General features: G+C 44.0%; 26 protein-coding genes. 4 read left to right on the top strand and 22 right to left on the bottom strand.

Annotation, left to right across the window (positions count from 1 at the left end; all coding sequences use genetic code 11):
- Nucleotides 1–1029 carry a thiamine pyrophosphate-dependent dehydrogenase E1 component subunit alpha gene (locus ASD24_RS13855; protein ID WP_056696582.1) on the bottom strand — a complete coding sequence of 343 codons (1029 nt, stop codon included), beginning with the start codon at nucleotides 1027–1029 and terminating at the stop codon, nucleotides 1–3.
- Between the two features lie 138 nt (nucleotides 1030–1167).
- The gene (gene lpdA, locus ASD24_RS13850; RefSeq protein ID WP_056696580.1) at nucleotides 1168–2592 is read right to left on the bottom strand and encodes a dihydrolipoyl dehydrogenase; all 1425 of its coding nucleotides are present in this window, start codon (nucleotides 2590–2592) and stop codon (nucleotides 1168–1170) included.
- A gap of 245 nt (nucleotides 2593–2837) precedes the next feature.
- On the opposite strand from lpdA, the gene ASD24_RS13845 reads away from it, so the two are divergent.
- Nucleotides 2838–3155: a DUF2627 domain-containing protein gene (locus ASD24_RS13845; RefSeq protein ID WP_056696578.1), complete on the top strand. Its 318-nt coding sequence runs from the start codon at nucleotides 2838–2840 to the stop codon at nucleotides 3153–3155.
- A gap of 146 nt (nucleotides 3156–3301) precedes the next feature.
- The gene (locus ASD24_RS13840) at nucleotides 3302–3649 is read left to right on the top strand and encodes a potassium channel family protein (protein ID WP_056696576.1); all 348 of its coding nucleotides are present in this window, start codon (nucleotides 3302–3304) and stop codon (nucleotides 3647–3649) included.
- Between the two features lie 8 nt (nucleotides 3650–3657).
- On the opposite strand, the gene ASD24_RS13835 is transcribed toward ASD24_RS13840, so the two are convergent.
- Entirely contained in the window at nucleotides 3658–3870 is a 213-nt protein-coding gene (locus ASD24_RS13835) for a hypothetical protein (RefSeq protein ID WP_056696574.1), read from the bottom strand.
- A gap of 230 nt (nucleotides 3871–4100) precedes the next feature.
- Here ASD24_RS13835 and ASD24_RS13830 point away from each other — a divergent pair, with 230 nt between their 5' ends.
- Nucleotides 4101–4694: a thymidine kinase gene (locus ASD24_RS13830; protein WP_156395444.1), complete on the top strand. Its 594-nt coding sequence runs from the start codon at nucleotides 4101–4103 to the stop codon at nucleotides 4692–4694.
- A gap of 243 nt (nucleotides 4695–4937) precedes the next feature.
- On the opposite strand, the gene ASD24_RS13825 is transcribed toward ASD24_RS13830, so the two are convergent.
- The 4 genes from ASD24_RS13825 to ASD24_RS13810 form a co-directional block, all read right to left on the bottom strand.
- Entirely contained in the window at nucleotides 4938–5414 is a 477-nt protein-coding gene (locus ASD24_RS13825) for a hypothetical protein (protein WP_017687614.1), read from the bottom strand.
- 529 nt (nucleotides 5415–5943) lie between these two features.
- A complete protein-coding gene (locus ASD24_RS13820) occupies nucleotides 5944–6588 on the bottom strand; it encodes a hypothetical protein (protein ID WP_056696571.1) in 645 nt (214 codons plus the stop codon).
- A 227-nt stretch (nucleotides 6589–6815) separates the two neighbouring features.
- Nucleotides 6816–7853, bottom strand: coding sequence for an NAD(P)/FAD-dependent oxidoreductase (locus ASD24_RS13815; protein ID WP_056696569.1), 1038 nt, complete (start codon nucleotides 7851–7853; stop codon nucleotides 6816–6818).
- Nucleotides 7854–8011: 158 nt separating this feature from the next.
- The gene (locus tag ASD24_RS13810; protein ID WP_056696567.1) at nucleotides 8012–9988 is read right to left on the bottom strand and encodes an AraC family transcriptional regulator; all 1977 of its coding nucleotides are present in this window, start codon (nucleotides 9986–9988) and stop codon (nucleotides 8012–8014) included.
- Between the two features lie 192 nt (nucleotides 9989–10180).
- Between ASD24_RS13810 and ASD24_RS13805 the strand changes: the two genes are divergently transcribed.
- A complete protein-coding gene (locus tag ASD24_RS13805; protein ID WP_056696565.1) occupies nucleotides 10181–10984 on the top strand; it encodes a hypothetical protein in 804 nt (267 codons plus the stop codon).
- A gap of 185 nt (nucleotides 10985–11169) precedes the next feature.
- Here the strand turns inward: ASD24_RS13805 and ASD24_RS13800 are convergent, their stop codons facing one another.
- The 15 genes from ASD24_RS13800 to amaP form a co-directional block, all read right to left on the bottom strand.
- On the bottom strand, nucleotides 11170–12144 hold the full coding sequence (locus tag ASD24_RS13800; RefSeq protein ID WP_235540559.1) for a GGDEF domain-containing protein: 975 nt from the start codon (nucleotides 12142–12144) through the stop codon (nucleotides 11170–11172).
- 467 nt (nucleotides 12145–12611) lie between these two features.
- Nucleotides 12612–13436 carry a sporulation transcription factor Spo0A gene (gene spo0A, locus ASD24_RS13795; protein ID WP_056696563.1) on the bottom strand — a complete coding sequence of 275 codons (825 nt, stop codon included), beginning with the start codon at nucleotides 13434–13436 and terminating at the stop codon, nucleotides 12612–12614.
- Between the two features lie 184 nt (nucleotides 13437–13620).
- Nucleotides 13621–14952, bottom strand: coding sequence for a SpoIVB peptidase (gene spoIVB, locus ASD24_RS13790; protein WP_056696560.1), 1332 nt, complete (start codon nucleotides 14950–14952; stop codon nucleotides 13621–13623).
- 102 nt (nucleotides 14953–15054) lie between these two features.
- On the bottom strand, nucleotides 15055–16791 hold the full coding sequence (gene recN / locus ASD24_RS13785) for a DNA repair protein RecN (RefSeq protein WP_056696558.1): 1737 nt from the start codon (nucleotides 16789–16791) through the stop codon (nucleotides 15055–15057).
- Nucleotides 16792–16844: 53 nt separating this feature from the next.
- The gene (ahrC, locus tag ASD24_RS13780) at nucleotides 16845–17294 is read right to left on the bottom strand and encodes a transcriptional regulator AhrC/ArgR (RefSeq protein WP_056696556.1); all 450 of its coding nucleotides are present in this window, start codon (nucleotides 17292–17294) and stop codon (nucleotides 16845–16847) included.
- Nucleotides 17295–17326: 32 nt separating this feature from the next.
- Nucleotides 17327–17812: a hypothetical protein gene (locus ASD24_RS13775; RefSeq protein WP_056696553.1), complete on the bottom strand. Its 486-nt coding sequence runs from the start codon at nucleotides 17810–17812 to the stop codon at nucleotides 17327–17329.
- 84 nt (nucleotides 17813–17896) lie between these two features.
- Nucleotides 17897–18742 (bottom strand): TlyA family RNA methyltransferase, encoded by an 846-nt coding sequence (locus ASD24_RS13770; protein WP_056696551.1) that lies wholly within the window; start codon nucleotides 18740–18742, stop codon nucleotides 17897–17899.
- Between the two features lie 114 nt (nucleotides 18743–18856).
- Complete coding sequence (dxs, locus tag ASD24_RS13765; RefSeq protein ID WP_056696548.1) at nucleotides 18857–20764, bottom strand: 1-deoxy-D-xylulose-5-phosphate synthase; 1908 nt, start codon at nucleotides 20762–20764, stop codon at nucleotides 18857–18859.
- 283 nt (nucleotides 20765–21047) lie between these two features.
- A complete protein-coding gene (locus tag ASD24_RS13760) occupies nucleotides 21048–21953 on the bottom strand; it encodes a polyprenyl synthetase family protein (protein ID WP_056696964.1) in 906 nt (301 codons plus the stop codon).
- Entirely contained in the window at nucleotides 21946–22194 is a 249-nt protein-coding gene (gene xseB / locus ASD24_RS13755; protein WP_056696546.1) for an exodeoxyribonuclease VII small subunit, read from the bottom strand. The genes ASD24_RS13760 and xseB overlap by 8 nt, the downstream gene beginning before the upstream one ends.
- Nucleotides 22184–23545, bottom strand: coding sequence for an exodeoxyribonuclease VII large subunit (xseA, locus tag ASD24_RS13750; RefSeq protein ID WP_056696544.1), 1362 nt, complete (start codon nucleotides 23543–23545; stop codon nucleotides 22184–22186). Before xseA ends, xseB begins: the two co-directional genes overlap by 11 nt.
- 8 nt (nucleotides 23546–23553) lie before the next feature.
- Nucleotides 23554–24411: a bifunctional methylenetetrahydrofolate dehydrogenase/methenyltetrahydrofolate cyclohydrolase FolD gene (folD, locus tag ASD24_RS13745; RefSeq protein ID WP_056696543.1), complete on the bottom strand. Its 858-nt coding sequence runs from the start codon at nucleotides 24409–24411 to the stop codon at nucleotides 23554–23556.
- A gap of 44 nt (nucleotides 24412–24455) precedes the next feature.
- Nucleotides 24456–24908 carry a transcription antitermination factor NusB gene (nusB, locus tag ASD24_RS13740; RefSeq protein WP_056696541.1) on the bottom strand — a complete coding sequence of 151 codons (453 nt, stop codon included), beginning with the start codon at nucleotides 24906–24908 and terminating at the stop codon, nucleotides 24456–24458.
- Nucleotides 24909–25126: 218 nt separating this feature from the next.
- A complete protein-coding gene (locus tag ASD24_RS13735; protein ID WP_056696540.1) occupies nucleotides 25127–25360 on the bottom strand; it encodes a DUF2273 domain-containing protein in 234 nt (77 codons plus the stop codon).
- Nucleotides 25361–25374: 14 nt separating this feature from the next.
- The gene (gene amaP, locus ASD24_RS13730) at nucleotides 25375–25914 is read right to left on the bottom strand and encodes an alkaline shock response membrane anchor protein AmaP (RefSeq protein WP_056696538.1); all 540 of its coding nucleotides are present in this window, start codon (nucleotides 25912–25914) and stop codon (nucleotides 25375–25377) included.
- Between the last annotated feature and the right edge of the window lie 35 nt (nucleotides 25915–25949).

Here is a 25949-nt window from a genome sequence, read left to right as displayed (position 1 = left end):
TTACCGTCCCCCTTCTTCGCTGTCCGCATATACGTGCGTCAGAGTATCCTCAGGTTTTGGATATGGCGCGTTGTCTGCATACTCAGTCGCTTCTTTCATTTCCAGCGCGAGCTGGGAAGCCAGATCCGCATCCCGGGCTTCATCCCAGATGCCGCAATCGATCAAATAATTTTTCATGCGTGGGATGCCGTCCTTTTTCCAGTTCTCATCAACTTCTTCCTTCGTTCGGTAAGCCAAATCGTTATCAGAAGTAGAGTGCGGTGACAAACGGTACATCATCGCTTCAATAAGGGTAGGTCCTTCGCCAGCGATTGCACGACGACGTGCTTCCTTAACAGCAGCATATACTTCTAATGCATCGTTCCCATCCACACGAATACCTGGGAACCCATAACCCAACGCACGATCCGAAACTTTACCACTAAGCTGCTTGTGAATCGGTACTGAAATGGCATATTGGTTGTTCTCACACATGATAATTACAGGTAACTTATGCACACCTGCAAAGTTAGCACCCTCATGGAAGTCTCCCTGGTTACTCGATCCTTCACCAAAGGTAACAAAAGAAACAAATTCCTGCTTCTTCATTTTGGCTGCAAGTGCGAAGCCTACGGCATGAGGAACCTGCGTTGTCACTGGGCTGGAGCCTGTAACAATCCGTAGCTTCTTGTGACCAAAGTGTCCTGGCATCTGCCGGCCGCCACTGTTCGGATCCTCTGCTTTGGCAAAGGCAGACAACATTAACTCACGCGGAGTCATGCCTACTGCCAGTACGAATCCGTAATCGCGGTAATAAGGTAAATAATAATCGTTATTCCGATCCAAACCAAAAGCAGCACCCACTTGCGCAGCTTCCTGACCTACACCAGATACGTGAAAGTTAATTTTGCCGGCCCGCTGAAGCAACAAGCAACGCTCGTCGAACTTTCGTGCAAGCAGCATATATTTGTACATGTCTAATACTTCTCCATCGCTAAGTCCAAGCTGTTGATGCCGGTGAACCGCGTCTGCAGTACCTTGTGAACTCATATGAGGTACCTCCTTTTAATCAGAGCCTATGCCAGTCTTACCACCCGATCTTATAACCTGGTACTAAGACTTGGCTTAAGCTTATTATAATCCCTTTTGCCCAAAAAAGGAAAGGACCTTTCTCATAACTCATCTAAGTTACATGCCAATGGCTTTTCCATCTACCGCCAGCATCGCTTCACCCATAATCTCCGACAACGTCGGGTGAGGGTGGATCGTCTGTCCAACTTCCCATGGTGTAGCATCAAGCATTTGTGCCAAAGAAGCCTCGGCAATAAGTTCCGTCACATGGGTTCCAATCATATGTACACCCAATATATCATTCGTCTTGACGTCAGCAATCACCTTCACGAAACCATCCCGGCTACCTTGGACGAGTGATTTACCAATTGCTTGAAATGGAAACTTACCTGTCTTCACTTCATATCCACGCTCTTTCGCTTCATTCTCCGTAAATCCGATGCTTGCCGCCTCAGGACGTGTATAGACACAGCGTGGTATCCGGTGAGATTCTACCGCGTGAACCTGCTCGCCCGCGATATGATTCACAGCGAGGATGCCTTCATGACTTGCGGCATGTGCCAGTTGCAATCCACCGATACAATCACCAATCGCATAGATATGTCCTTCACCAGTTTGCAGATGTTTGTTCACCGCAATGAATCCTCGCTCCAACTTGATATCTGTGTTCTCCAGTCCAATATTCTCAACATTCGCCTGTCTTCCCACAGATACGAGCATTTTCTCTGCCGTTAATGTCTCTTGCTTGTTATTTCCCAGCTCAACATCAACCTGGATCCCGTCCTTCTGTGCGCTATACGTTTCTGTCAGAATCTTGCTTCCTGTGAGGAAACGAACACCACGTTTGCCGAGCAATCGTTGCATTTCCTTCGCCACGTCTTCATCCTCTGCTGGAAGTACATGTTCCGCCGCTTCCACCACCGTGATTTCAACGCCAAAGTCATTCAGCATTGAAGCCCATTCTAGTCCGATTACGCCGCCACCTACAATAATGAGGGAAGCAGGAAGCTCATCCATCCGCAATGCCTCGTCACTACTCATAATGTACTGACCATCCGGCTCCAGACCAGGCAATACACGTGGACGGGAACCTGTAGCAATAATAAGGTTGGTCGGTACAACGGTGTCCATTTCACCATCTTCAAACTCGACAGCAACCGCTCCACTTTGCGGGGAGAAGATGGATGGCCCGATTACGCGTCCATTGGCGTGTACAACTTGAATTTTATTCTTTTTCATTAAATACTGGACACCTTGATGTAATTGCTCAACGATCGCATCTTTACGTGCCTGCACTTTCGGGAATACAAGCGTTGACCCGGTTGTTTCTATGCCATAGGTTTCGCTCTCTTGAATTTCAGCGTATACTTCCGCACTTCGGAGTAATGCCTTGCTAGGAATACAGCCACGATGCAGGCAGGTTCCTCCAAGCTTGTCCTTTTCAATAATCACGACTTGCTTACCAAGCTGAGCCGCTCGAATGGCAGCTACATATCCCCCGGTTCCTCCTCCAAGAATGGCAACATCACATGTAATAGGCATCTTATCTGTTCTCCTCTATGGTTATAATAATTTCAATCATGTTGTATGAGTAATAATACAATTCCGATAAATCTTTCTTATGTTGTAGCTATAATCCGCTATACTCCATTGTACTCTCCTTCACCTAGCAACTCAAAGTTTACCCTTAACGCCATGGACAGCTCAACGAAACCAAGCTATGATGGAATTAGACATCACCTGTAAGCGCAACCTTTATTTAACGTCGATATAAGGCAGAAAGGGTTATGATGATGAATACAAGGCTTGTCTTTGCGCGTTTCTTGGCTATTATGGTTCTGGTTATACCCGGATTGATGGCGATGAAGGGTTTTCTAATGATGAAAGATGCGCTTTTCCTCTTTTACGCCGAACACGGTAATGAGCAGATCTCACCAGGATTCCAGTGGCTGTCCTTTGGCGGCGGACTTGTCCTATTTGCAGCAGGTATGAGCTTTCTCGGAGGCTGGATTCTGTTTCGTGACCGCAAGAGAAATTATGTAGGCCCTCGTTTTCGTTCCAAAAGCACACCTGAAGCGACTGAGACGCCCGGAGGGACTTCATAAGTCCGGGCTTTTTGTCTGTGTATTTACATATAGCCAAATCGACTTTATAGTACGTTATGAAATGGATTCAGCCACTTGCATTGTTATGCCACAGGGATCGTCTGGAGACCCTGTTTCACATTTAATACAGATAGGATGAAATATACGTGATTTCTTTTTTACTTACACTCAAACGACTGCTGAAAGGAATTTTCCACGCTTTTAAAGACTCGCAGTTTATCGCTCTTTTCACACTGACATTGGCTACCTTACTTTCAGGCACTATATTTTACAGCCGTGTAGAGGGTTTACATTGGATAGATGCGCTCTACTTCTGCGCCGTAACTTTAACCACGGTAGGACATCCTGAATTCGTGCCGTCCACAGGTTTCAGTAAAGCGTTCACCGTGATCTATATGTTTGCAGGTATTGGTCTTACCTTCGCCATGATTGCCAAAATCACAGCAGGTATTCTATTTCCTCGCAAAAAGAAGACAGAAGAGAACCCGGAGTAGTCTCCGGGTTATTCGTATAACGCATCCCTAAGTTTTGTCGACATGCGTGATTCTTTGGAAGAAGATTTAAGAATTGTGCGACGCAAAGCTACATTGCTCGTCTGCAGCTTCTCTACTTCTGACAATAAATCAGCAATGAAGATCTGCGTTGTCTCATCCAATACGGCTTGTTCCATCAAGCGATTATATCTCGCCTGTAACTCAGTTAAAACTTCACTCAATTGTAACACCTCTCTCTTTCGTTGCTGGATGGTGACCTGCCGTCGCCAACCACTTCACATTCCATATAGTAACACAAAGCTGCTAGGATTAGTTCTGGCTCTGAACAAAGATTTTGTGGTACTCTGTAATGGTCGCTTTTTTTGTCAGCATTTTGCAAACTTCAATAATAGGATTATATTTTTGCAGAATGCTGTTCGTTAATTCTGTATGTGAGAGGAGTAGCAGCATCGTGCCAACAGGACGTATAACCGTTATTACAGGACCTATGTTTAGTGAAAAATCAGGGGAACTTATTCGCCGCTGCCAAAAGTTAAGCCAATTTGGACGTAAAAAGGTGGTTGCCTATAAACCCGCTGAAGATGACCGCTTCGCTCAAGACGAAATTGTTAGCCGGATCGGCTATCGACTGACTGCACACTCCATTCCCCGTCAATTGACGAACGAACTGGTGGAGACGATCATAACTCAAACGAAAGATGCAGATGTCGTTGCATTTGATGAAGTTCAATTTTTCAGTAGCGCTATTATGGAGCTTGTCTCAGAACTCGCTTATTGCGGTAAACATGTGATTGTGGATGGACTTAATATGGATTACCGCGGCAAAGAGTTTGGATATATCGGTGGTCTACTTGCGATGGCTGATGACATCGAGAAGCTCTCTGCATTCTGCGCAGTATGTGGAAGCCCCGACGCTGCTTTTACGCAGCGAATTGTAAACGGAGAGCCCGTAACCCTTGGCCCCGTAGTGATGATTGGGGATTCGGAAGCCTATGAGCCACGTTGCCGGAGCTGCTTCATTCCACCTCATAAGGTGGAGTGTTAGGATCCATTGCATTTATATAGGTTTTTTAACAGCGAGTTCTGCTACTCCTGAAACCTAATATATTCCCAAAGCCCTTAGGGGCTTTTTTTTCTACTATTTACTTCATTATATTTTCTTAAGCAATCCTGATTCAACTCCATCCAATTACCCTCTACCGAACTGCCCAATTATCCTCCCAATTTCACGTGTAGCAGAACAAAAAAAAGCACCGCGCACTGGCGATGCTTCCACAGATGAATCTCGCTAATCGCGAGAGACAAAATATTTGTTGGTCATGTAGTAAGCGTCACCTCGAGACGTTTCCACCATTCCTTTTTTGGCATCCAGAAATACAATCTCTTTACACTTCGTGCAATACCACTTCGTACGCTTGTAAGGAGATTCTGTCACGTAAGCCGTGCCACATTTGCAATCAATCTTCATCAATAATTCGGTTGATTTATAAGCACTGGACAAGCGTTCCAGGTTATCCTGTTGCTGTGTAGGCATAATCGTCTGTTGATAATCGGATAAATGATTCTGAACCTTAAAGTCTGCCACAAGACCAGCGTTTAATCCAAAGAACTCTTTGCCGATCTCAGTCACGAAGCGCTTCTCATTTCTGTAGCAATCCAGCCACTCAATAATTTGCTTGTTAGACAGTGGAACCGTACCCTTGATACCGCTGTTTAAGGTGTAGGTCATGATGTATAAAGTATCGTCTTGTCTACCTGAGTACATTAGAATCCTCCTTCGAATACATTTGCTAATGTACTACAAAAACGCGCATAAATCAAAGTAATGTTATTTCCTTAGCGCATCTTTTTGAATTAAATGGGAACCATTTCCTTACAATCAGCAGCCGTTTTACAGGAACTGCATACACCTGCAACTTTTCCCTGTGGGTCTTCATAAAAAACAATAATTTTAACCTTTTTCTGGCACAGCGAGCAGAAGTACCTCCTCTCTACTTGGGTAGTTTAATTCAATCATTTTACTGCGTTTTGAGACTATCTGGATCTGCATAAAAAGCCAAATCACTCCATCTCTCTTACTCTTCCTTAATGTCTACTTCTTCCGAATTGTTTCTTGAGGCTGTGCAATTATGCTCTTATGTATACGTAACCAAGTTGTGCATGGCTATCTCATAAACTATTCGACGTTTTTATTATATTTCCTGTTTTTATTATCGCTATACATATAAAAAAAACCGACAAAACATGTCTCTTCTCTTAACATCAAAAAGAAAAGCTGCGTCGGTTATGTTACTTTATTTATAATACGTACCTAGTACTTCAAGTGCAGATGACCTTTCAATACGAAAAGGATAGATATACCCCATGTTCAATCGTTTGAACTTTCTCCCCCATAGATCAAGGCCAGATGTAAACTGATAAGCCTGATATATAAATTTGGAGCAGTAATTGCGTTCAATGCTACGCAGATTCGTCTGTAAACGATACAGTTTGACTTGTGGATAATACTCTTGCACCCATTCTGCGGCTCTTAGACCTGCCATATTCATCCGAGAACGAAAAACAATAAAACGATCCCCTGCATAAAACCGATTTAGATACCACTCCATCGTATCTGCAAATACAGGTCCATAAGGATGCACATGATAGATCTTACCGTCGAGCCCAATAATACCCATATGCCCTGCATAATATGTGGACTCTGAGCTCGGCGTATATACGATGTCTCCTGGTTCCAGCTTAATCTCACGTATATCAGCAATCGGCCGATCCTGCTGCAGTCGTCTTGCAGCGGTACGTTCACGTCTCCGTTCCACCAACAATCGATGCAATGCACCTGCTAACGCCAAATAAATAACGGAGCCTTTTATTTTCTTTTTCCTTAATAAGTTAAACCACTGTACGATCTGGGTGGATGCACGTCGAAACACATTCTTCATTAATGTCTGCCTCCACAATGATTGAGTTGGTTTATCAAGCTGTTATGCTCTCTAAGCCTATTATAGACAGTGGAGCATAACCGATCAATTAGACTGCTTATATAGAATGTACAGATTAGGGAGATTCATACAATTCCCATGTAAAAAAAGCAGCTCTGGGTTATCCCAAAGCCGCTTCCTTTTTGAATACTTATTTAGTCCAAATCCACATATTCGATCCAATCCATTTACTCTTCTGTAACGCCAAGAGCTTTGTTTTTCTCTTTAAATCTGCTGTTATGGGAAGATACATAAGCTACTTTATCAGCCTCTGGATCCATATACAGCTTCGCACTATTTACCGCAAGTGCTGCGTCCGTAAACGTACCTGCAATGAGATGCAGCTTACTGCCATAGTTTACAAAATCCCCTGCCGCAAACACTCCGGGAATATTCGTATGTAACTTCTCGGATACGCTCACATGCCATTCACCAAGATCTAAGCCCCAATCACGGATAGGACCAAAATCACTCTTCATACCGTGGTTAACAATAATGGCATCCACATCGAGCAATTCACTTTCACCAGATTCAATGTGAGAAATGGTTACTTGCTCAATAACTTCACCATTCGTACTATGCAATGTTTCCACAGCATACGGGGTACGCACATCCACCGAAGATTCCTTCATACGCAGGACGTTACGCTCCAACCCACCAAACCGCTCACGACGATGCACGACGGTCACCTGTTCAGCCAGTGGTTCAAGCTCGTTTGCCCAATCGACAGCGGAATCTCCCCCGCCAGAGATTAATACCTTTTTACCACGGAAAGGTTCCAACTCCTGTACGGTATAATGAAGGTTGGTCACCTCAAATCGATCAGCACCTTCAATCTCAAGCTTAGCCATCTTGTAGATACCATAACCAATGGCCATGATGACGGTTCTAGTCCAATGCTTTTCCCCTGTGGAGGAAGTCAATATAATAGTTCCATCTGGCTGACGCTCGAATCCTTCAATCTGTTGCTCAAACACCAGGGTTGGCTCAAATGTTCTAGCCTGTTGTTCCAACTGCTTAATCAGATCAGCACATAATGTAGGTGTAACACCGCCCACATCCCAGATCATCTTCTCAGGATAAAACAACATGCGTCCTCCAAGCTGATCCCGAGCCTCAATTAATTTGGTCTTCATATCACGCATACCGCTATAAAATGCAGAGTACATCCCGGCTGGGCCTCCGCCAATAATTGTTACATCATACAATTCCAATGGTTGGTCCATTACGTTACCTCCGTTATTTCGATCCATAACACGCGACCATTTGATATCGATTCTCATTATCATTCAATACCTAGTGTAATGGGAAACTTATCAAAATACAATGGATAATTAACAAACATTTTTTGTACAAAGATGATATTTATCTCATCCTACTCTATTTACTTCACTTTCGGTGCATCCAGTAAGTGTTCAACAACGAAATCAAGTTGCTTGTTGATGGAATATACATCTGAATAATAAAAGAAATCGAAATCAATTTCTATTAGCCGTCCTTCTTTGACTGCTGGGATACTACTCCAGATTGGATTATCTGACAAATTGTCCATTCCCTCATATGTGGAGCGAAACAGGTAATCTCCTACGTATTCAGGGAGAACCTCCATGGATACGGTAGAGCCAGCAGCATCCGAAACCACTTCGATCTTCTGTTGAACAACCTCAGGCGCTTTCATCCCCAGGTACTCATAAACTGCTTGCGAGCCTCGGCCAAATTGCTTGCTTTCTACGATGACCATGCCTTTGAATCCACCTTCTACAATGGAAACTGTTTTATCTAGGATACCTGCATTTGCCAGTATTTTCTTACTTTCGTCAACTTTGCTGTTCAGATCGGAAAGCAATTTCTCGGCTTCTTGTTCTTTGCCAAATATAGTCGCGATATTCAAGAGTCTCTCTTCAGTAGTTAATTTCTCATAGGGAATATACACTGTAGGCGCAATATCTTTTAATAGATCATATGTCTCCTCCGAAGGAACAATAATCAGATCTGGATCAAGATCGATGACTGCTTCAGGATTAGGTTCAAACCAGGTACCCAACGAGTTAACACCTTCGAGTTCGTTTTTGTATGCAGCCCCATCATATACATCTGATGTAGCAATCGGTTTAATCCCCAGTGCCACTACATCTCCCTGAAGATAGAGTACAACGACTCTTTTAGGATTAGCTGGTACAACAACATCACCTTTAACCGTAGACACAGTGCGGGTTCCACTATCCGTGTTCACCTGATTGCCCGGCTCTGATGTTGCAGCTACTGTTGTATTGTTATTATTGGAGCTCGCTCCCGTACTCTCACTTGCCATTGGCGTGGCTGAACCCGCCCCACATGCAGCTAACAGCATGGTTAAGCTTAACAAGGCGACTAAAAATATACCTGATGTTGTTTTCTTTCTTCTCATCGGTGTAGACCCTCCGTCTATATATTGATAATGATTCTCATAACCAATATATCCTCGCTTCCATTTCCAGCCAATGGACGATTCGGAGGACTCTAATGGACGATCCTCTATAATCTCTTGCTGACGTACCCTTTGCTGATAGCGAATTGGGGAGATACCAACATGTTTTTTGAACAATCTACTAAAATAATAAACATCCGTATATCCCACTTCTACTGCAATTTCTCTAAGTGTCACATTAGATTTGATTAGCATTCTGCGAGCCTCAGCCAGTCTGATCTGAATTAAATAGTCAATCGGACTTGAACCCGTTTTCTGTTTAAACTGCATCGATAAATGACGAGAACTATAATTGAAGCGTTCAGCCAGATCATCCAATGTCACTTGTTCCCTGTAGTTGTCATGAAGATAACGGAGCGTGTGCTGCACCGGATCTGATATCGTCACTGAGCTCTTTTCTGCGGACAACTGATGCATCAATTCATGGATAAATTGATAAAATAGGCTTTTTACAAATAACCTCTCAATATTCCCCGGCTGAAACCATGCCTTCTCCAAATGATCCAAATGCTTCATTAAACTAAGCGGTGCTTGGGGGATAAATGCATATTGCTGGGCAAAAGGAGAAGACCATCTCTGCTCCCAACGCCCCGTGTTTCGAATATTGGGGAACGCTAGAAATGCTCGATAGAAGAGAAGCACATATTCAAATTCCTCTCTCACCTGAAGTTGAAGACGAGAACCTTTGGCTGCATGGAGCATATAAAATGAATTCACTTCATGCTCTTGCCCGTCTACTACAATCCATGCAGAGCCACGAGTAGCGTACATAAATCCGTTTGCCGGCAAATCATAGGGTTCCACCTCTTCTCCGGCCTTGAGTATCACCCTGCGAATATCGAGAATCTTCACAGCCGCTTGATTCCACTGTTTTATTTGTTCATTCAAATGCATCTGTGACTCTCCAATCCACCTGCGTTATGATCTCTCTATCTTTCATTGATAACCATTATCATTTAAAATGCGTATAGATGCAATACCTTGTTATGTATACAAGCTATATCTCAAATATGATATTCACTTCCTTCACATAACATCCGATATATGTAATTAAGTCTAAAAAATAACGAATAAGGAGAGAAGACGATGAGTTCAATATCGCCTGCATCCAAATCCAATAACAGTTTTAATCCTAGCCACATGCAGTCCAATCGGGATAAAGAAATTCAAGCACTGATGCAACGAAAGACCAAATTAAATGAAGATTTACAGAAAATTAGAGCTAATGATGAGCTTGATACCAAAACAAAAGCGGAACGAGTTAAATCCTTAACCAGCTCTATCGCCCAGGTTGACAGTCAGATTGCCCAGATTAAGGCAGAGGAATTACAGGAGAAGAATAAGTCTAGACAACCTGAAAACACCCAGCAGCAGCAAAACAATAAACCAGATGAGGAGAATCAGCTTCCTTACATGGATCACCTAATCAAGAATAGTCAAACCTATGATCAGCTAGGGAAATTAGTTGGGATGCGCGAACGGATGAACAGCTCCATTCAAACGATTGAAGGCGAAACCAAATTCGATCGGCTGGTCTTGGAGATTAATGCGGAGAATGATACAGGAAAATCAGATATGCTCGCTAATGCGGAACGTACCGTTTTTCAGAAGAAACGTGAGGCTGTGCAAGAAATTCAGTCCCAAATTCATAAAGTAGATCAGAAGCTCGGGGAACTAATTAAGGACATCCATCAGCCATCAAGTCAGAAATCAACAACGGTTCCTTCTACTTCTGCATCCGAAGAGCACACTGTTGAAGACAAACAAACGGGAGAAACTTCTAAGTCAGCGCAAGATTCGTCTCTTCCACAAGACCAAGGATCTAGCACTCAGACATTAAAGGATAGTGCAACCGTTCAATCCTACACGCCTATTGATGTCCGCATCTAAAAGGATTGACTAATAACTTACTAAAAAGGTACATCATAATTCCTAAACTTTACTACAGTCACGAACTACATAAGAACGACAGTCCAATGACATAGTTTATATATACACAAGAATAACCGTTACCGATCGAGATTCTGATCATCAGGTAACGGTTCTTATCGTTTTTAAGGAAAGCACACTTCACATTATGAGTTAAGATTTCTCACCGTTTCTTCATTGTCACAGATGATGCTGCCTATCGTCGATTTACAAATCTTCTTAATCCGTGTAGCTTCATGAATAACTTCATCAATATGAGCAAAGCTTTTGGAACGATTCGTAACTACGGCTATAGATAGAGAAACGAGTGGAATTTGTCCGTGTAACCCAGAGCGTCCTGCCCCTACAACGTGATTATTTTCTAGGTCTTGGCTGCTATAGAACTCTCTTTTGAGCTTTTCAAAACCTGCAACAACTTCCTCGCAGTCTTTCAGATAGTCATGGTGATTCAGGATGACAATAAAATCATCACCGCCGATATGACCTAAAAATGCCTCCGGCACAGTAAAATACTCACGTAATAAATCAGCGGTTGCTTGTATAAGCGCATCCCCCATTTTGAAACCATAGCTGTCATTATATGATTTGAAATAGTCTAGATCGAGATAAAGCACGCTAAAGCGCTCCAGCAGATAGGATTGGCATAAACGATCATCAATAATTCGGTTGCCAGGAAGACCCGTTAACGGATTCATAAAGCTTGCCATCTCGGCTCTAACATCAGCAACGGCTAATAACAAACGACGAATGCTAATCGCCCCGCTCAAAGCTCCCTTGGATGTAATCAGCACAAGATCGTACAGTTCTTCCTCAGAGCGATTCATAGCTTGAAAACTAACGTCCGTGATCTGTTCCATATAGTCAACCACGAGCGGGCTATTGTTCATCACAAGTTCTACAGGACGCCCCATGTACAAGTTATATCCATATTGCGTGCCAATCTGTTGAAAAAAACGGGCCCGCATTAATAACGACGGCATACCTTCTGCTCCTACAATGGATACACCTTCCAGATTCGGATTGGATCTAAAAAGACGATATACAGCTTCACATTTCGTGTCAGACGTAATTACAGGAATACTTTCTGCGATGTCGCCTATATGTGTAAATATACCGTTCACCTTCTTCTCATCGCTCTTTATGTAGAATCGGAAACTTCTATAAATCAAATATACTCCGGTATGCCTATAATGTTATAAAAATATGTAGTCATATCGTACCACCTTCACCTACAAAAAGAATCAATTTAACGTAAAGTTTGAAATTAAATCTGAGTTCAGTCTTGAGGTCTTGAGGTCTTGAGGAGACTTACCTCTATTTTCATTTTAAAGTATCTTATGTTCCTCTTTGCTCGCATAATAAATCCATCCTACGCCAAAACTGAATAATCATCATTTTATCTCTACTGAGAAAACGCATACTTCTATATACCCTGATCTTCCATTTGTCTCATCCATTTTCACCAATAAAAATAAAGCCCAGTAAACTGGAATAGTCTACTGGGTCAAGATAAGTTCATTTATGTGGATCGTGTCGCGGAATGACACCTATCATTAATAAGTTCTCAGATGTGTTGTTCCGGATCCTTTCAAGACACCTTATGCTCAATTCTGAGCTTGTCAGCGACCATCGCGATGAATTCCGAGTTCGTTGGTTTCGACTTGCTGATGTTGATGGTGTAGCCAAACAGGTGGCTGATGCTGTCGATGTTACCGCGCGTCCATGCCACTTCAATGGCGTGACGGATGGCACGTTCGACGCGAGATGGCGTGGTTTTGAATTTTTCGGCAATGGCTGGGTACAACGTTTTGGTGATAGCACCCAAAATTTCGATATTGTTATACACCATCGTGATGGCCTCACGCAAATACTGATATCCTTTAATATGCGCAGGAACGCCGATTTCATGTATGATCGATGTAATGCTTGCATCCAAATTTTTGTGTTTACCCATAGGTACCACATTAGACTTATTCATAAACATGGATGAGCTGCTGTTGTTATTCGAGGACATCGTTGTTTGCGAGCCTACAAGCTGACGCACACGATTCGCGAGAACTTCCATGTCAAATGGTTTCAAGATGTAATACGAAGCTCCGAGTTGCACGGCACGCTGTGTGATATTCTCTTGCCCGAATGCAGTTAACATGATGACCTTAGGCTGTGGAGACAGATTCAAATTACGCAGACGCTCAAGCACACCCAGACCATCCAGGTGAGGCATGATAATGTCCAGAATCAAGACATCCGGTACATTACGAGTCTGTTCCAGCAACTGCAGAACTTCTTCTCCGTTGTAAGCAATTCCGGTTACTTCCATATCTTCCTGTTCGGATATATATTCGGCAAGCAAATTCGTAAATTCACGATTATCATCGGCCAGCAATACCTCAATTTTTTTGCAAAACGGTATCCTCCTTTAATTTAAACATCATTTCGTACATTTCCTTACAGGTTAAATTTTCGACATGAGAGAGGAAATTCCTTCTGTCGAAAATTATTTTTCTTTATTTTTTTTTCTCGTTGCTATATAATAAATAATTTATTTCATTATCCGAGTATTTATGTATTCATTCGACAAAAAATCTTAAGGCGGATTAACCTGCCTTAAGATTTTTAGACGTTTCCTTTTTAAGCATGACTCCTGCATCTTGTAACATCCACTCAATAAAGCAACCATAACCTGATTTAGGATCATTAACGAATACGTGCGTTACTGCACCAATCAGCTTGCCATTTTGAACAATTGGACTTCCACTCATCCCTTGAACAATACCACCAGTCTTTTCAATTAACTTTGGATCGGTGATCCGCAAGACAAGCCCTTTAGTTGCTGGTTCAGACTGATCTGCTACATGCACAATGTCAATGGAGTATCGTTCAACCTGTTGACCTTCAACTACAGTTAGAATTTCAGCGGGACCTTCCTTCACTTCACGAGAAAAGGCTACTGGAATTCCCTTCGAATACAAGCTGTGATCAGGATTGTTAGACATCTTACCGAAAATGCCAAATGCCGTATTACGCTCAATATTGCCCAAAATTTTACTTTCCTTCAGGAAATGTGCTCGCTTTTCCCCTGGATCGCCTGATTCGCTTTTAGAAATAGACGTTACATTAGACTGCACGATCTGCCCACTGCCTACAACGATGGAAGTTTGAGTGTTCATATCGGTGATCACATGCCCCAGTGCCCCGTATACGCCTTGGTCAGGAGCATAGAACGTCAGCGTGCCAACTCCAGCAGCAGAATCCCGAATGTATAACCCAAGTCTCCACGCTTGATCTTCTGCATCATAGGCAGGTGTTAAACGGGTTTTGACCGTTTCGTTGCCGCGTTTAAGAACGACATCAATTCCTTTTTTACTCTTGCCTGCTCGTTCAACTGCCTCGGCTACACCACTTACACCCTCCAGACGTTTACCATCCATATGAGTAATCAGATCACCGAGCTTAATTCCTGCATCTTCTCCTGGCGAAACACGTCGATCTTGCCCAGCACCAATTAAGTGATGACCGACTACAAGAATACCAGCTGACTTGACTTTGACGCCAATGGTTTGACCCCCGGGTACAACACGCAAATCTGGAATAACATTTACGTTAACCGTCTTTACCGGTATTTTGCCCCACAATTTCAAGGTTAATTTAGCATGACCTGTTTGTTGTGGGTGAAGGTGAAGAGGCTCCAGCTTGGTTACGTTTACGGCTTGTTCTTGTCCATCTAGACCAACGATATCCGGTCGGTCCACAACTGCACTTGAAGTAGCAGGCACAGCAAGACGAACCTCTGCTTGCCTACCCGCAAATACCTGAACTTCATCAGGCAAAGAGGCATAACTTTGCACAGGCTGAATCGCCTGGCTAATTAAACAGAGAAAGAAGGCAAATAAAAGACCTAGCAATTTCTTCCTGAGGGGGGAATTCAATGGCAGTCACACTCCCTTTGCTTCTTTCGCTTGACGAAAGGTGGTCGCCAATTGCGTACCTATAAGATAACCTCGCCCCCAGGCTTTTATTACTGTCAATCATTACGCCAGTCGCTCGTTTCCCCCTTTTTTGGCTTCCGCCAAATTCAGCATTTCCTGTGCGTGATGCAGTGTTTTTTCTGTAATTTCCACGCCACCGAGCATACGTGCCAATTCCTTCACTCTACCCTCGTTTGACAGCGATTCTACTTGAGTCATCGTACGTCCATCCACGACGTGCTTCTCAATCAAATATTGATGATCAGCCATACAAGCCACTTGTGGCAAGTGCGTTATGGAGAACACTTGACAGGTCGACGACAGTCGGAATAACTTCTCTGCGATGGATTGAGCCGCTCTACCGCTCACACCTGTATCCACTTCGTCAAAGATCAGTACAGGAATACGATCATGACGTGCAAAAATACTCTTCATCGCCAGCATCATTCTAGACAACTCACCACCTGAAGCGATTTTGCCCAATGGACGAAGTGGTTCACCTGGATTTGGAGAAATTAAGAATTCAGCATTGTCCGCACCCTGACGAGTCAAACGAATACGTCGCCCATTCCATTCGATACCTTTCGGATCTTCAAAGGCAGTAATTTGCACACGTAGCGTTGTCCGCTCCATCTGCAGATCCTTCAATTCACTCTCCACCTGTGCAGCAAGGTCTTCCGCACATTGTTTCCGCACACGACTTAATTCCTCAGCCGATTCCATAACCAGAACAAGCAGCTCATCGCGCTGATTACGGAGCTTCTCTAAGCGCTCATCTTTATTTTCAAGTTGATCTGTCTCGTGGCTAATCTGTTCGTAATAATTCAAAATGAGTTCAACACTGTCTCCATATTTGCGGCGAAGTCCAGAAATTAAGTTTAGTCGCTGTTCGACTTCTTCCAGCCTGTCTGGATTAAATTCAATTTTTTCGCGGTAATCCCTTAGTTGGAACGTTACATCCTCCAATTGATAAAAGGCTGATTGCAACTGCTCCACAATTGGCTGTAGTCCTTTGCTATCATAGCCAGAGATATCCTCAATTCGTGAGAGAGCGATACTTATCGCTTCTAGGCCACGTTGCCCACTAAGCAAATCATATGCACCCGCAACACTGTCCATCATTTTCTCACTATGGGATAGTTTGACCCGTTCTTCACCGAGTAATTCATCTTCCCCGCTTGTAAGGCTGGCTGCTGCAATCTCTTCAAGTTGAAAACGATACATGTCCAGCAACTGATATGCACGCTGACTTGACTCTTGAAGAGCACGTAGCTCCTTCTCCGCAGCGATAAACTGGCTGTAACGAGCCTGATATTCTGATTTAATGGGTCCAATGATTGTAGCTCCGTACGTATCCAGAAGCCCCAGATGGCTCTCTGGTCGAAGCAAGCTCTGATGCTCATGCTGTCCATGGATATTGATTAACTTCTCGCCAACCTCACGGAGCATCGTTAAATTCACCAATTGGCCGTTAATACGGGAAGTACTCTTACCTTGCATATTCAATTCCCGACGAATGACCAAGTGCTCTTCTGGTTCACAGTGAATGCCCAGTTTCTCAAGCGTTTCCCATACCGGATGCCCTTGCTCCATTTCGAAGAGAGCCTCCATCTCTGCCTTCTCACAACCATAACGGATTAAATCAGCTGAACTCCGACCACCAGCAATCAAACCAAGGGCATCAATGATAATTGATTTACCCGCACCAGTTTCCCCTGAAAGCACATGAAAGCCAGCATGGAATACAACGTCCACCTCTTCAACAACTGCCAAATTGCGAATCGATAAAGTAACTAACATCTGCAAAAACACCTCCGGATGACAAAACTTAGCACTTCGATTTATATGATCTTCTAGGAAATATAACCCATTATGCGGTCAATCACAGTAACGCTGCTATCTTCAGTACGGCAGATAATCAGTATCGTATCGTCTCCACAGATCGTTCCCATCACTTCTGTCCATTCGATATTATCCAGTAATGCCGCAATGGAGTTTGCTGTCCCTGGCAAACATTTCATAACAACCAGATTATTCGCATGGTCAATGTGTAGAAAATTATCAACTAATGCGCGTTTCAGCTTTTGGATTGGATTGTATCTTTGATCGGTTGGAAGAGAATACTTATATCGCCCATCATCCATAGGAATTTTAATCAATAACAATTCTTTAATGTCACGGGATACCGTGGCTTGAGTAACTTGAAAACCAGATAGTCGCAATGCTTCAACGAGATCATCTTGGGTCTCAATTTCATTCTGACTTATAATTTCACGTATCTTAATGTGTCGTTGTCCTTTCATAAAAGCCTCCAGTTATAGTAATTGCCTTAATCTTAGTCCAAATCTTCACCATCGTATGCATCTTCCTCATAATCCATCAATCGGATTAGCTTCACACTTGAGTCCTCAAGATCCACATATAACAAGCCTTCACAGCCGGGATATAACAATAAATAATGAAGAAAACGATCGCGAAGGCCTGATCCCGTAAATTCCACAGGTTGCCTGCGTCTAGATGTCTTCACAAGATATCGATATCCATCCTGCTGCGCGACATAATCAATGAATAATCTACTGTGAAACACCGATTCATTCACTTCAAAAGCAAGCGGCACCTTCATCTTACCACCAATGACTTCGTACCCCTGTCCTTCAAGTAGGTCAATCACAGGCGAATCCTGAATAACTACATTCAATTGAATGCCAGTCAAGCTTACAGGCTGCGGCCGATTAATCCAGTTGCGTAACCCGTAGAATAACCACACGATCAAACAGATAGCAAACACACCAATCACGATTGTGTCATATTGCCCATCCATTGTCTTCACCTCGAAGACTTATTCGCGGTTGATCAGCCATTCTCCTGTTATTAGAATCACCTTTCCAGCGAAAAGAAACCCATCTTATGATGAGTTTCCCTTAAATGTATGCGCAGCTTGAGTTGCAACCTGTTGTGCCAGTGCATCTAGGTCAGCTACATTGTTCTCTGGTTGTGTTGCGCCTGGTTCTTCCAGTCGCCAATGTGCAAGGAATTCAATGTTGCCTTCCCCACCAGTAATTGGTGAGAAGGTTAAGTCTTTTAGCTTCAATCCGAGTTCATTTGCATAACGAAGCATCGTTTCCAACACTTCCTTATGCACCCCAGTATCCCGAACAACGCCTGACTTGCCCACTTTCTCACGTCCAGCTTCGAACTGTGGTTTAATCAGAGCTACGATATCCGCAGGTTGATGAAGCAGAGCGATTAGTGGCGGTAAAATAATGCGCAGCGAGATGAACGAGACATCAATACTCGCAAAGTTCGGTACAGGTCCTATCAGATCTTCTGGGGTAACGTAACGAAAATTGGTTCTTTCCATGACCGTGACACGCTCATCGTTACGCAAAGACCAATCCAGCTGATTGTATCCGACATCAATGGCGTAGACATGAGAAGCGCCATGCTGCAAGGCACAGTCCGTAAAACCGCCGGTAGACGAACCAATATCCAGCATAACCCGTTCATTCATATCGAGATTGAAATGACGGATCGCCTTTTCCAGCTTTAACCCGCCTCGACCAACATAGGGATGAACAGAACCTTTAACTTTCAATTCTGCTTCCCGTGGAATCTTCATCCCAGGCTTTTCAATTCGTTCATTATTGGCATACACTAGTCCAGCCATAATCGCCGCTTTTGCTTTCTCACGGCTCTCGTAATAACCTTGCTCGACCAGCAGAACATCAATTCGTTCTTTGGGGAGTGACATGTCTTTCTCCTATCATCAAGTTAATGCTAATCATTCAGGTGATGCGTCACAGGGATCACATCAAAAGTTAGTTGTGAATCGATCTTATGATCAAACTTTTGTAGCTCTATTTATTTAAGAAGGGAATTTGGTTCGTGTCATGCTATATGATGATTGTGCTGCCAACGAACGCAATTCGGAGCTTACATTTTCTACGGTAAGTCCAACTTCTGCCCGCTGCTCATTAATACTTCCATGCTCGATAAACCGATCAGGAATACCCATTAAATGCACCTGGACATCGTGTAATCCTTGTTCTGCGTAGAACTCCAGCACAGCACTACCCATGCTTCCCGCTTGTGACGCTTCTTCAAGCACAATAATCTTAGTGCCTCGTAAAGCCAACTCACGTAACATTTGCTCATCCAGTGGTTTGAGGAATCGAGCATTAATTACACCAGCCGTAATGCCCTCTCTTTTCACTAACTCAGCAGCTTCTTCCGCAATCTGCAACATAGAGCCTGATGCAATAATAGCGTACCCTTCCGCTGGTCTGATCTGCTCCCATGTACCGATCGGAATCGGCACGAGTTGCTCGTCAAGCGGTACCCCAACGACATTATTCCTTGGGTAGCGATATGCGATTGGTCCATCATTATACTCAATTGCAGTCTTCATCATATGACGCAGTTCATTTTCATCTTTAGGCATCATCAGTACAATGTTAGGAATATGACGCATGAACGCCACATCATACACACCTTGATGCGTTTCACCATCCGGCCCTACGAATCCAGCACGGTCGATTGCAAAGATGACGTTAGCGTTATGACGGCAAATATCATGTACAATCTGATCATACGCACGCTGCATGAAGGTCGAGTACACCGCAAAGATCGGTTTCAAACCTTCCATTGCCAGTGCTGCAGACATCGTGGCCGCATGTTGCTCTGCAATACCAACGTCAATCATCCGATCCGGGAATTCCTTACTAAATGGAATAAGACCCGAGCCTGTTGGCATCGCTGGTGTCACCGCTACAATACGCTTATCTTCCTTAGCCAGTTCAACTAACGTTTGGCCAAATATTTCAGTATACATTGGTTTTCCAACAGCTTTTAGAACTTGACCAGATTCGATCTTGTACGGTGAGATTCCATGCCATTTATGCGAATCGGCTTCTGCAGGCTGATAACCTTTACCTTTGGTTGTAAGGACATGAACTAACACAGGTCCTTCAACGTTATCCGCCTGTTTGAACGCTTCGATCAGCTTAGGAATATCATGTCCGTCGATCGGACCCAAATACTTGAATCCCAGCTCTTCAAAAAGAACGCCTGGAACCATCATATATTTCACGCTGTCCTTGATCCAACTCGCTGATTTAGCCAGTTTGTCACCAATGGCAGGAATTCTTTTCAGCATTCCCTCGACATCGTCTTTGGCTTTCAGATAGTGACGATCCGAACGAATTTTACTTAAATATTTATGCATCGCCCCTACATTTGGAGCAATGGACATTTCGTTATCATTGAGGATGACCATCATTTTCTTCTGCTCATGGCCAATATGATTGAGTGCTTCAAAAGCCATACCGCCTGTAAGCGCTCCATCCCCGATAATAGGAATAACTTTATTGTCTTCACCTTTAAGATCACGAGCAAGTGCCATACCCATCGCCGCAGACAATGAAGTACTGCTATGACCGGCTTCCCATACATCGTGTTCACTCTCATTACGTTTAACGAATCCGCACAATCCATTGTGTTGACGTAAAGTATCGAATCGATCCATACGACCTGTAAGGACTTTGTGTACATAAGCCTGATGCCCAACATCAAAGATCATTTTATCTACCGGACTGTTATAACAGTAATGCAGGGCAACCGTGAGCTCAACCACTCCTAAGTTGGGTGCAAGATGCCCCCCTGTAGCGGACAACTTCTCAATGAGAAACTGCCGGATCTCCGCCGATAATAAAACAAGGTCATCCTGAGACATCGGCTTCAGATCGCTGGGTTGTTTAATTTGTGGAAGCAGCACGAGAATCTCCCCGCTTTCCTAGAATGTTTGAATTTTGTGTAATATGTTCATGCATAATTCATAAATTGACATTAAATCATTATAACATAAATGAAAAGGAATCATAATGTACGGTACTTCACTACCCATAGCACGTATTATCGCCAGCAGGGACACCCTGTTCGATCATTATGTATCCTTGGTTAGCTAGACTCCATTCCTACAAAAAGGACATCAATATAATTACACGGTTCTTAATCAATTGAAACAGAACTTTCAGTACTCAATTGAGATGAATCATTAATTAATGATCTCTCCGCATTAAGTAATCTGCAATCTCCATTAGTCTGGAGGAATCGGTTAGATCCGCTCTGCCGAGTGCATCCTTAGCTGATTGAGTCAGCACGCTAACCTGTTCTTGAGACTGTTCCAAGCCAATAAAGAAAGGATAAGTGACCTTTTGTTGATTGACATCACTTTGCGTTTTTTTGCCCATCTTCTGTTCATCGCCAGTAAGGTCAAGAATGTCGTCCTGTATCTGAAAAGCAAGCCCCAAGTCTCTACCGAAAACTCGTAGTGCCTCCAGTTGCCCTTGCGTTGCTCCGCCAATTCGTGCACCTGCAATAAGAGAAAACACAATTAAGTCACCTGTTTTGTGCAAATGGATGTATTGTAGCTGTTCCAGGTTCGTCATTCCTTGCTCGCCTTCCATATCAGCTACCTGTCCGCCAACCATACCTCGAGCACCTGCTAACTCAGACAGATCCTCAACGATGGACAGCAGTGACTCCGCTGAAACTCCGCTCTTGCGCCCTGCTTGAACGATGCTGTAGAAAGCATGTGTTAACAGTGCATCACCCGCGAGGATTGCCGTAGCTTCGCCAAATACCTTGTGATTCGTTAATTTTCCCCTGCGATAGTCATCATTATCCATAGCAGGTAGGTCATCGTGGATCAAGGAGTACGTATGAACCATCTCTACGGCGCAGGCTACCGGAAGCGCAGCTTGACGCTCCGCACCGAAAGCTTCCGCCGCAGCAACGACCAGCAGTGGTCGAAGGCGCTTGCCTCCGGCCATTAATGAATACTGCATCGCATCACGCAGAGACTGCGGCACGTCCCATTCAGCAGGAAGAATTTCCTGCAACTCATTGGTGATCTGCTCTGTGATCTCCTGAAGATACAATTCAAATGCAGGACGATTATTCATTAACATCACCACTCTCATCAGCAAACGGCTTCTTACGAAGTTCCCCATCTTCTTCTACGATCATCTCGATCTTACGTTCCACTTGCTCCAGCTTTAAGCCACAAAGCTGCGAAAGCTTCATGCCTCGCTGAAATAAGTCAATCGCTTGCTCTAGAGGAACATCCCCGTGCTCCAGCTGACTTACGATGTCTTCCAACGCTGCCATCGCTTCTTCAAAATTCAGTTCCGGTTCATTCGCCATGGTCATCGTCCTCCTTCATCCCCCAAACCTGACAGTCCAGCTGCCCGTCTGTTAATTTAATCTTGATTGAATCACCTGGTTGTACATCCTTCAATGATTTAATTAAACGTTGCTCCTGATCGTCATACACGAGACTATACCCACGAGACATGACCTTAAGCGGACTGAGGGCATCCAGGTGCCGAATTGAAGCTTTCCAATGTTGTTGCTTGGATCTGGTTATCGCCTTCATAGCAAGCTCTAGTTGACGTCTAGCAGCTGCATGCTCACGCTGAGCAACTGCAACCTGTTCGCGAGGATTAAAACGCTGGAGCGCTGCAAGCAATCGCTCCTGCTTCTCCCCCGTCCACTTAAGCCTCGTGTCCACAGTTCGAAGCAGACGTTGATGAAGCATGTCCAAACGTTCCGTGTGCTGCAACAACGTCCGTCTAGGATGCACAAGGACTGAAGAGCGCTGCAGTCTTGCAAGACGCTCACGATTATGCACAGCTCGTTGACGCAAGCTTTGCTGGAGCTGACGCTGTCTCCGTTGAATCTGATCAAGCAGTTCAGCACGGTTAGGTACAGCAAGCTCTGCAGCAGCCGTAGGTGTTGCAGCACGTAAATCAGCCGCAAAGTCCGCAATCGTAAAGTCGGTTTCGTGTCCCACAGCAGAGATAACAGGGATTGATGAAGCGACAATAGCTCTAGCTACGATCTCTTCGTTAAATGCCCATAATTCTTCGAGTGAACCGCCCCCACGTCCGACAATGAGGACATCCGCTTCCCCAAGACGATTCAAATTGCCAATGGCTTTGACAATCGAAGGTGCTGCTCCTTTTCCTTGAACCAATACAGGATACAAAACCACTTTGGCAGAAGGATACCTCCGTTGTAACGTCGTTAAAATATCTCGAACGGCCGCTCCTGTTGGGGAGGTCACCACACCGATCGTTTGCGGATAACGAGGGATCGCCCTTTTGCGTGATGGAGAGAATAATCCTTCTTCCTCGAGCTTTTTCTTCAACTGCTCATAGGCCAGGTATAAACTTCCGATACCATCAGGTTGCATATGGGTGGCATAGAATTGATATTGTCCATCCCGCTCATATACGGATACGTTCCCTCTTGCAATTACCCTCGCACCCTCTTTGGGTAAAAAAGGTAATCTCTGATTATGTGACGCAAACATAATTGCTTTAATGCGACTGTCCTTATCCTTCAAAGTAAAATACATATGACCGCTGGAGTGATGTGTGAAGTTTGAGATCTCTCCGCGTAACCAAACGTCCGACAGGATCTGATCGGACTCCAATTTCATCCGGATGTACCGATTCAGATCTTTAATGGAGTAGATCTGTTGCTCTGCCACAGACGAACCTATGCCAATCCGTGCGCACGCTTAGCTGCGATCAATGTATTTTGCATCAACATCGTAATGGTCATAGGACCTACGCCGCCTGGAACTGGAGTAATTGGGCCCGATACAGTTTTTACACTTTCAAAATCAACGTCACCAGCCAATTTACCATTCTCTAAACGGTTCATGCCCACATCAATAACGACTGCACCCGGCTTCACATAATCGGCATCTACAAAATTAGCTCGTCCGATAGCTACCACCAAAATATCTGCCTGGCGCGTAATTTCTTTCATATTCGCTGTACGGGAATGACACATGGTCACAGTAGCGTTCTCCCGTTGAAGAAGCAGCGATACCGGTTTACCCACGATATTACTCCGTCCAATAACAACAGCATGTTTACCTGACATTTCAAGACCTGTACGTTTAATCAATTCGATTACACCAGCAGGGGTACATGGCAACAAGCTATCATCACCGATCACAAGGTTTCCTACGTTAACGGGATGAAAGCCATCCACGTCCTTTTCAACAGAAATCGCATCAATAACTGCTTTCTCTTCAATGTGCTTCGGCAGAGGCAGTTGAACCAAAATCCCGTTAATGTTGGCCTGATTGTTCAGCTTGTCCACAAGTGCAAGCAGATCCTCTTGTGAGGTGCTTTTATCTAAACGATGTACTTCTGAGTAGTAACCAAGGTCGTGACAAGCCTTTTCTTTATTACGCACATAAACTTGGGATGCCGGATCTTCCCCGACGAGCACAACTGCCAGACCAGGCACTACCCCCTGTTCGCTAAGCTGCTTTACTTCTGCTGTTATGCCTGCGCGGATCTCTTGGGACACTTCTTTACCGTTAATAATAGATGCTGTCATTGTACTCTCTCCCTTATGCGAATATATAGTTTGTAATCCTTGAATTAGGACAATTTTTCCTTGAGCGTGTTAACTTCTTGAATCATACGACCTAGCACACCGTTAACAAACTTACCGGATTCATCCGTACCAAAGTGTTTTGATAGCTCAATCGCTTCATTGACCGCAACTTTAGCTGGAACATCTTCACGGAAGACCATCTCAAAAGTCGCAAGACGTAAAATCTGGCGGTCTACACGGGACAGACGACTAATCTGCCAGCCTTTGAGGTAATCCACAAGCAATCCATCGATGGCTTCTTTTTGGTTCCATGTTTCTTTCACAATATCTGTAACATAGGTACGCATGGTATCTGCATCACGAATGACAACATCCGTTTCGTTTTCTTCAGCCGCTTCGTTAATCAACATGTTAACCGCTACAGCCGCGCTCACTTCGTTCATTTCCATTTGATATAGACTTTGTACTGCAATTTCCCTTGCTAAACGTCTTTTCATGTCCTGCCTCCTGCAACGCTTACTCTTAAGCGTCATCCTGCTTATTTTATAATCATTCAGGGCATCCCATCATCTACGAACAGATACAAAATGCCCTTGATGTCTAATTAGTGTTAACTCTTTTCACAAAAAAACCTGCAGTACGTTTCCTCCAAAAAACGGGCATATTAAACTAAGCTCTATTTTCGGAAGAAACCTATTGCAGGGCTCAGATGGTCTTACTTAAACATACGCCAGCGATCTCCCAACCATTGTCCCCATTCCCTCCAGGGAATGAAAGAGCCAAGCTTCGAATCACTTCGTCTGCCTAACGTATAACCGATGAACACCAAAAGTGCAAAGAACAACATATCCCAAAAACCGATCCATACATAAAGAAATCCAAAAAAGATACCAAAGGCAATACCTAATACTCTGCCTCTGTGACTATCCCATATCTCTCTCCACAGCATCAGTGAAACTCACCTCATTCCACTCGACTCTTGTAGTTAGGCGACTGGGTAACGTTGGCAATATATACTGTGACAAAAGAAACCGGGATACCCGTAATCTCCTGTACATGATCATGTATTGCCTTTTGTAGATCGGAAGTCAGTGCAGGGATCGGGCTCTCCCCGTCCACTACTGCACGAATCATAATCTCCAACCCGGACTCCACCACACGAATTCGTGCTTTTACATCACGAACCCCACGAAAACGCGAAGTCGCCTTCAAACAGAGATTCTCAATCGTCTCCATTGAGATCTGCACATCACCGTATTCTGTACGCTGATCTACAGATGGCAATGAAGCACGTTCACGCCGAACCGAGATATAGAAGAAACGTAAACTCAGGATAAACAAAATCGCTGCTGCAACAACGGCTGCAACAATGACGTTCTGTTCCTGCTGGTAATTCAATTCGTAAGGCAGCACTCCACTAACCAGAAGAATAACTGCTGCCGATATTGCTCCAACGCTTATGCTGTATATAAACAACAGAAGCCGATCCAGTATTTTCGCCACGAACTGCACAGCCTCCCTTGCTCACTAACATTGAC

It is taken from the genome of Paenibacillus sp. Root52 (genome assembly GCF_001426865.1).
Taxonomy (GTDB): domain Bacteria; phylum Bacillota; class Bacilli; order Paenibacillales; family Paenibacillaceae; genus Paenibacillus.
Note: the sequence above shows the minus strand (reverse complement) of the source record. Positions and strands in the feature narration are given on the sequence as shown.

Bases quoted from the DNA above. Each gene is read 5' to 3' on its own strand.
- ASD24_RS13855 (WP_056696582.1), bottom strand. From the start codon at position 1,029: ATGAGTTCACAAGGTACTGCAGACGCGGTTCACCGGCATCAACAGCTT.
- lpdA (WP_056696580.1), bottom strand. From the start codon at position 2,592: ATGCCTATTACATGTGATGTTGCCATTCTTGGAGGAGGAACCGGGGGA.
- ASD24_RS13845 (WP_056696578.1), top strand. From the start codon at position 2,838: ATGATGATGAATACAAGGCTTGTCTTTGCGCGTTTCTTGGCTATTATG.
- ASD24_RS13825 (WP_017687614.1), bottom strand. From the start codon at position 5,414: ATGTACTCAGGTAGACAAGACGATACTTTATACATCATGACCTACACC.
- ASD24_RS13820 (WP_056696571.1), bottom strand. From the start codon at position 6,588: ATGAAGAATGTGTTTCGACGTGCATCCACCCAGATCGTACAGTGGTTT.
- ASD24_RS13815 (WP_056696569.1), bottom strand. From the start codon at position 7,853: ATGGACCAACCATTGGAATTGTATGATGTAACAATTATTGGCGGAGGC.
- ASD24_RS13810 (WP_056696567.1), bottom strand. From the start codon at position 9,988: ATGCATTTGAATGAACAAATAAAACAGTGGAATCAAGCGGCTGTGAAG.
- ASD24_RS13805 (WP_056696565.1), top strand. From the start codon at position 10,181: ATGAGTTCAATATCGCCTGCATCCAAATCCAATAACAGTTTTAATCCT.
- recN (WP_056696558.1), bottom strand. From the start codon at position 16,791: ATGTTAGTTACTTTATCGATTCGCAATTTGGCAGTTGTTGAAGAGGTG.
- ahrC (WP_056696556.1), bottom strand. From the start codon at position 17,294: ATGAAAGGACAACGACACATTAAGATACGTGAAATTATAAGTCAGAAT.
- ASD24_RS13775 (WP_056696553.1), bottom strand. From the start codon at position 17,812: ATGGATGGGCAATATGACACAATCGTGATTGGTGTGTTTGCTATCTGT.
- ASD24_RS13770 (WP_056696551.1), bottom strand. From the start codon at position 18,742: ATGTCACTCCCCAAAGAACGAATTGATGTTCTGCTGGTCGAGCAAGGT.
- ASD24_RS13760 (WP_056696964.1), bottom strand. From the start codon at position 21,953: ATGAATAATCGTCCTGCATTTGAATTGTATCTTCAGGAGATCACAGAG.
- xseB (WP_056696546.1), bottom strand. From the start codon at position 22,194: ATGGCGAATGAACCGGAACTGAATTTTGAAGAAGCGATGGCAGCGTTG.
- folD (WP_056696543.1), bottom strand. From the start codon at position 24,411: ATGACAGCATCTATTATTAACGGTAAAGAAGTGTCCCAAGAGATCCGC.
- nusB (WP_056696541.1), bottom strand. From the start codon at position 24,908: ATGAAAAGACGTTTAGCAAGGGAAATTGCAGTACAAAGTCTATATCAA.
- ASD24_RS13735 (WP_056696540.1), bottom strand. From the start codon at position 25,360: ATGCTGTGGAGAGAGATATGGGATAGTCACAGAGGCAGAGTATTAGGT.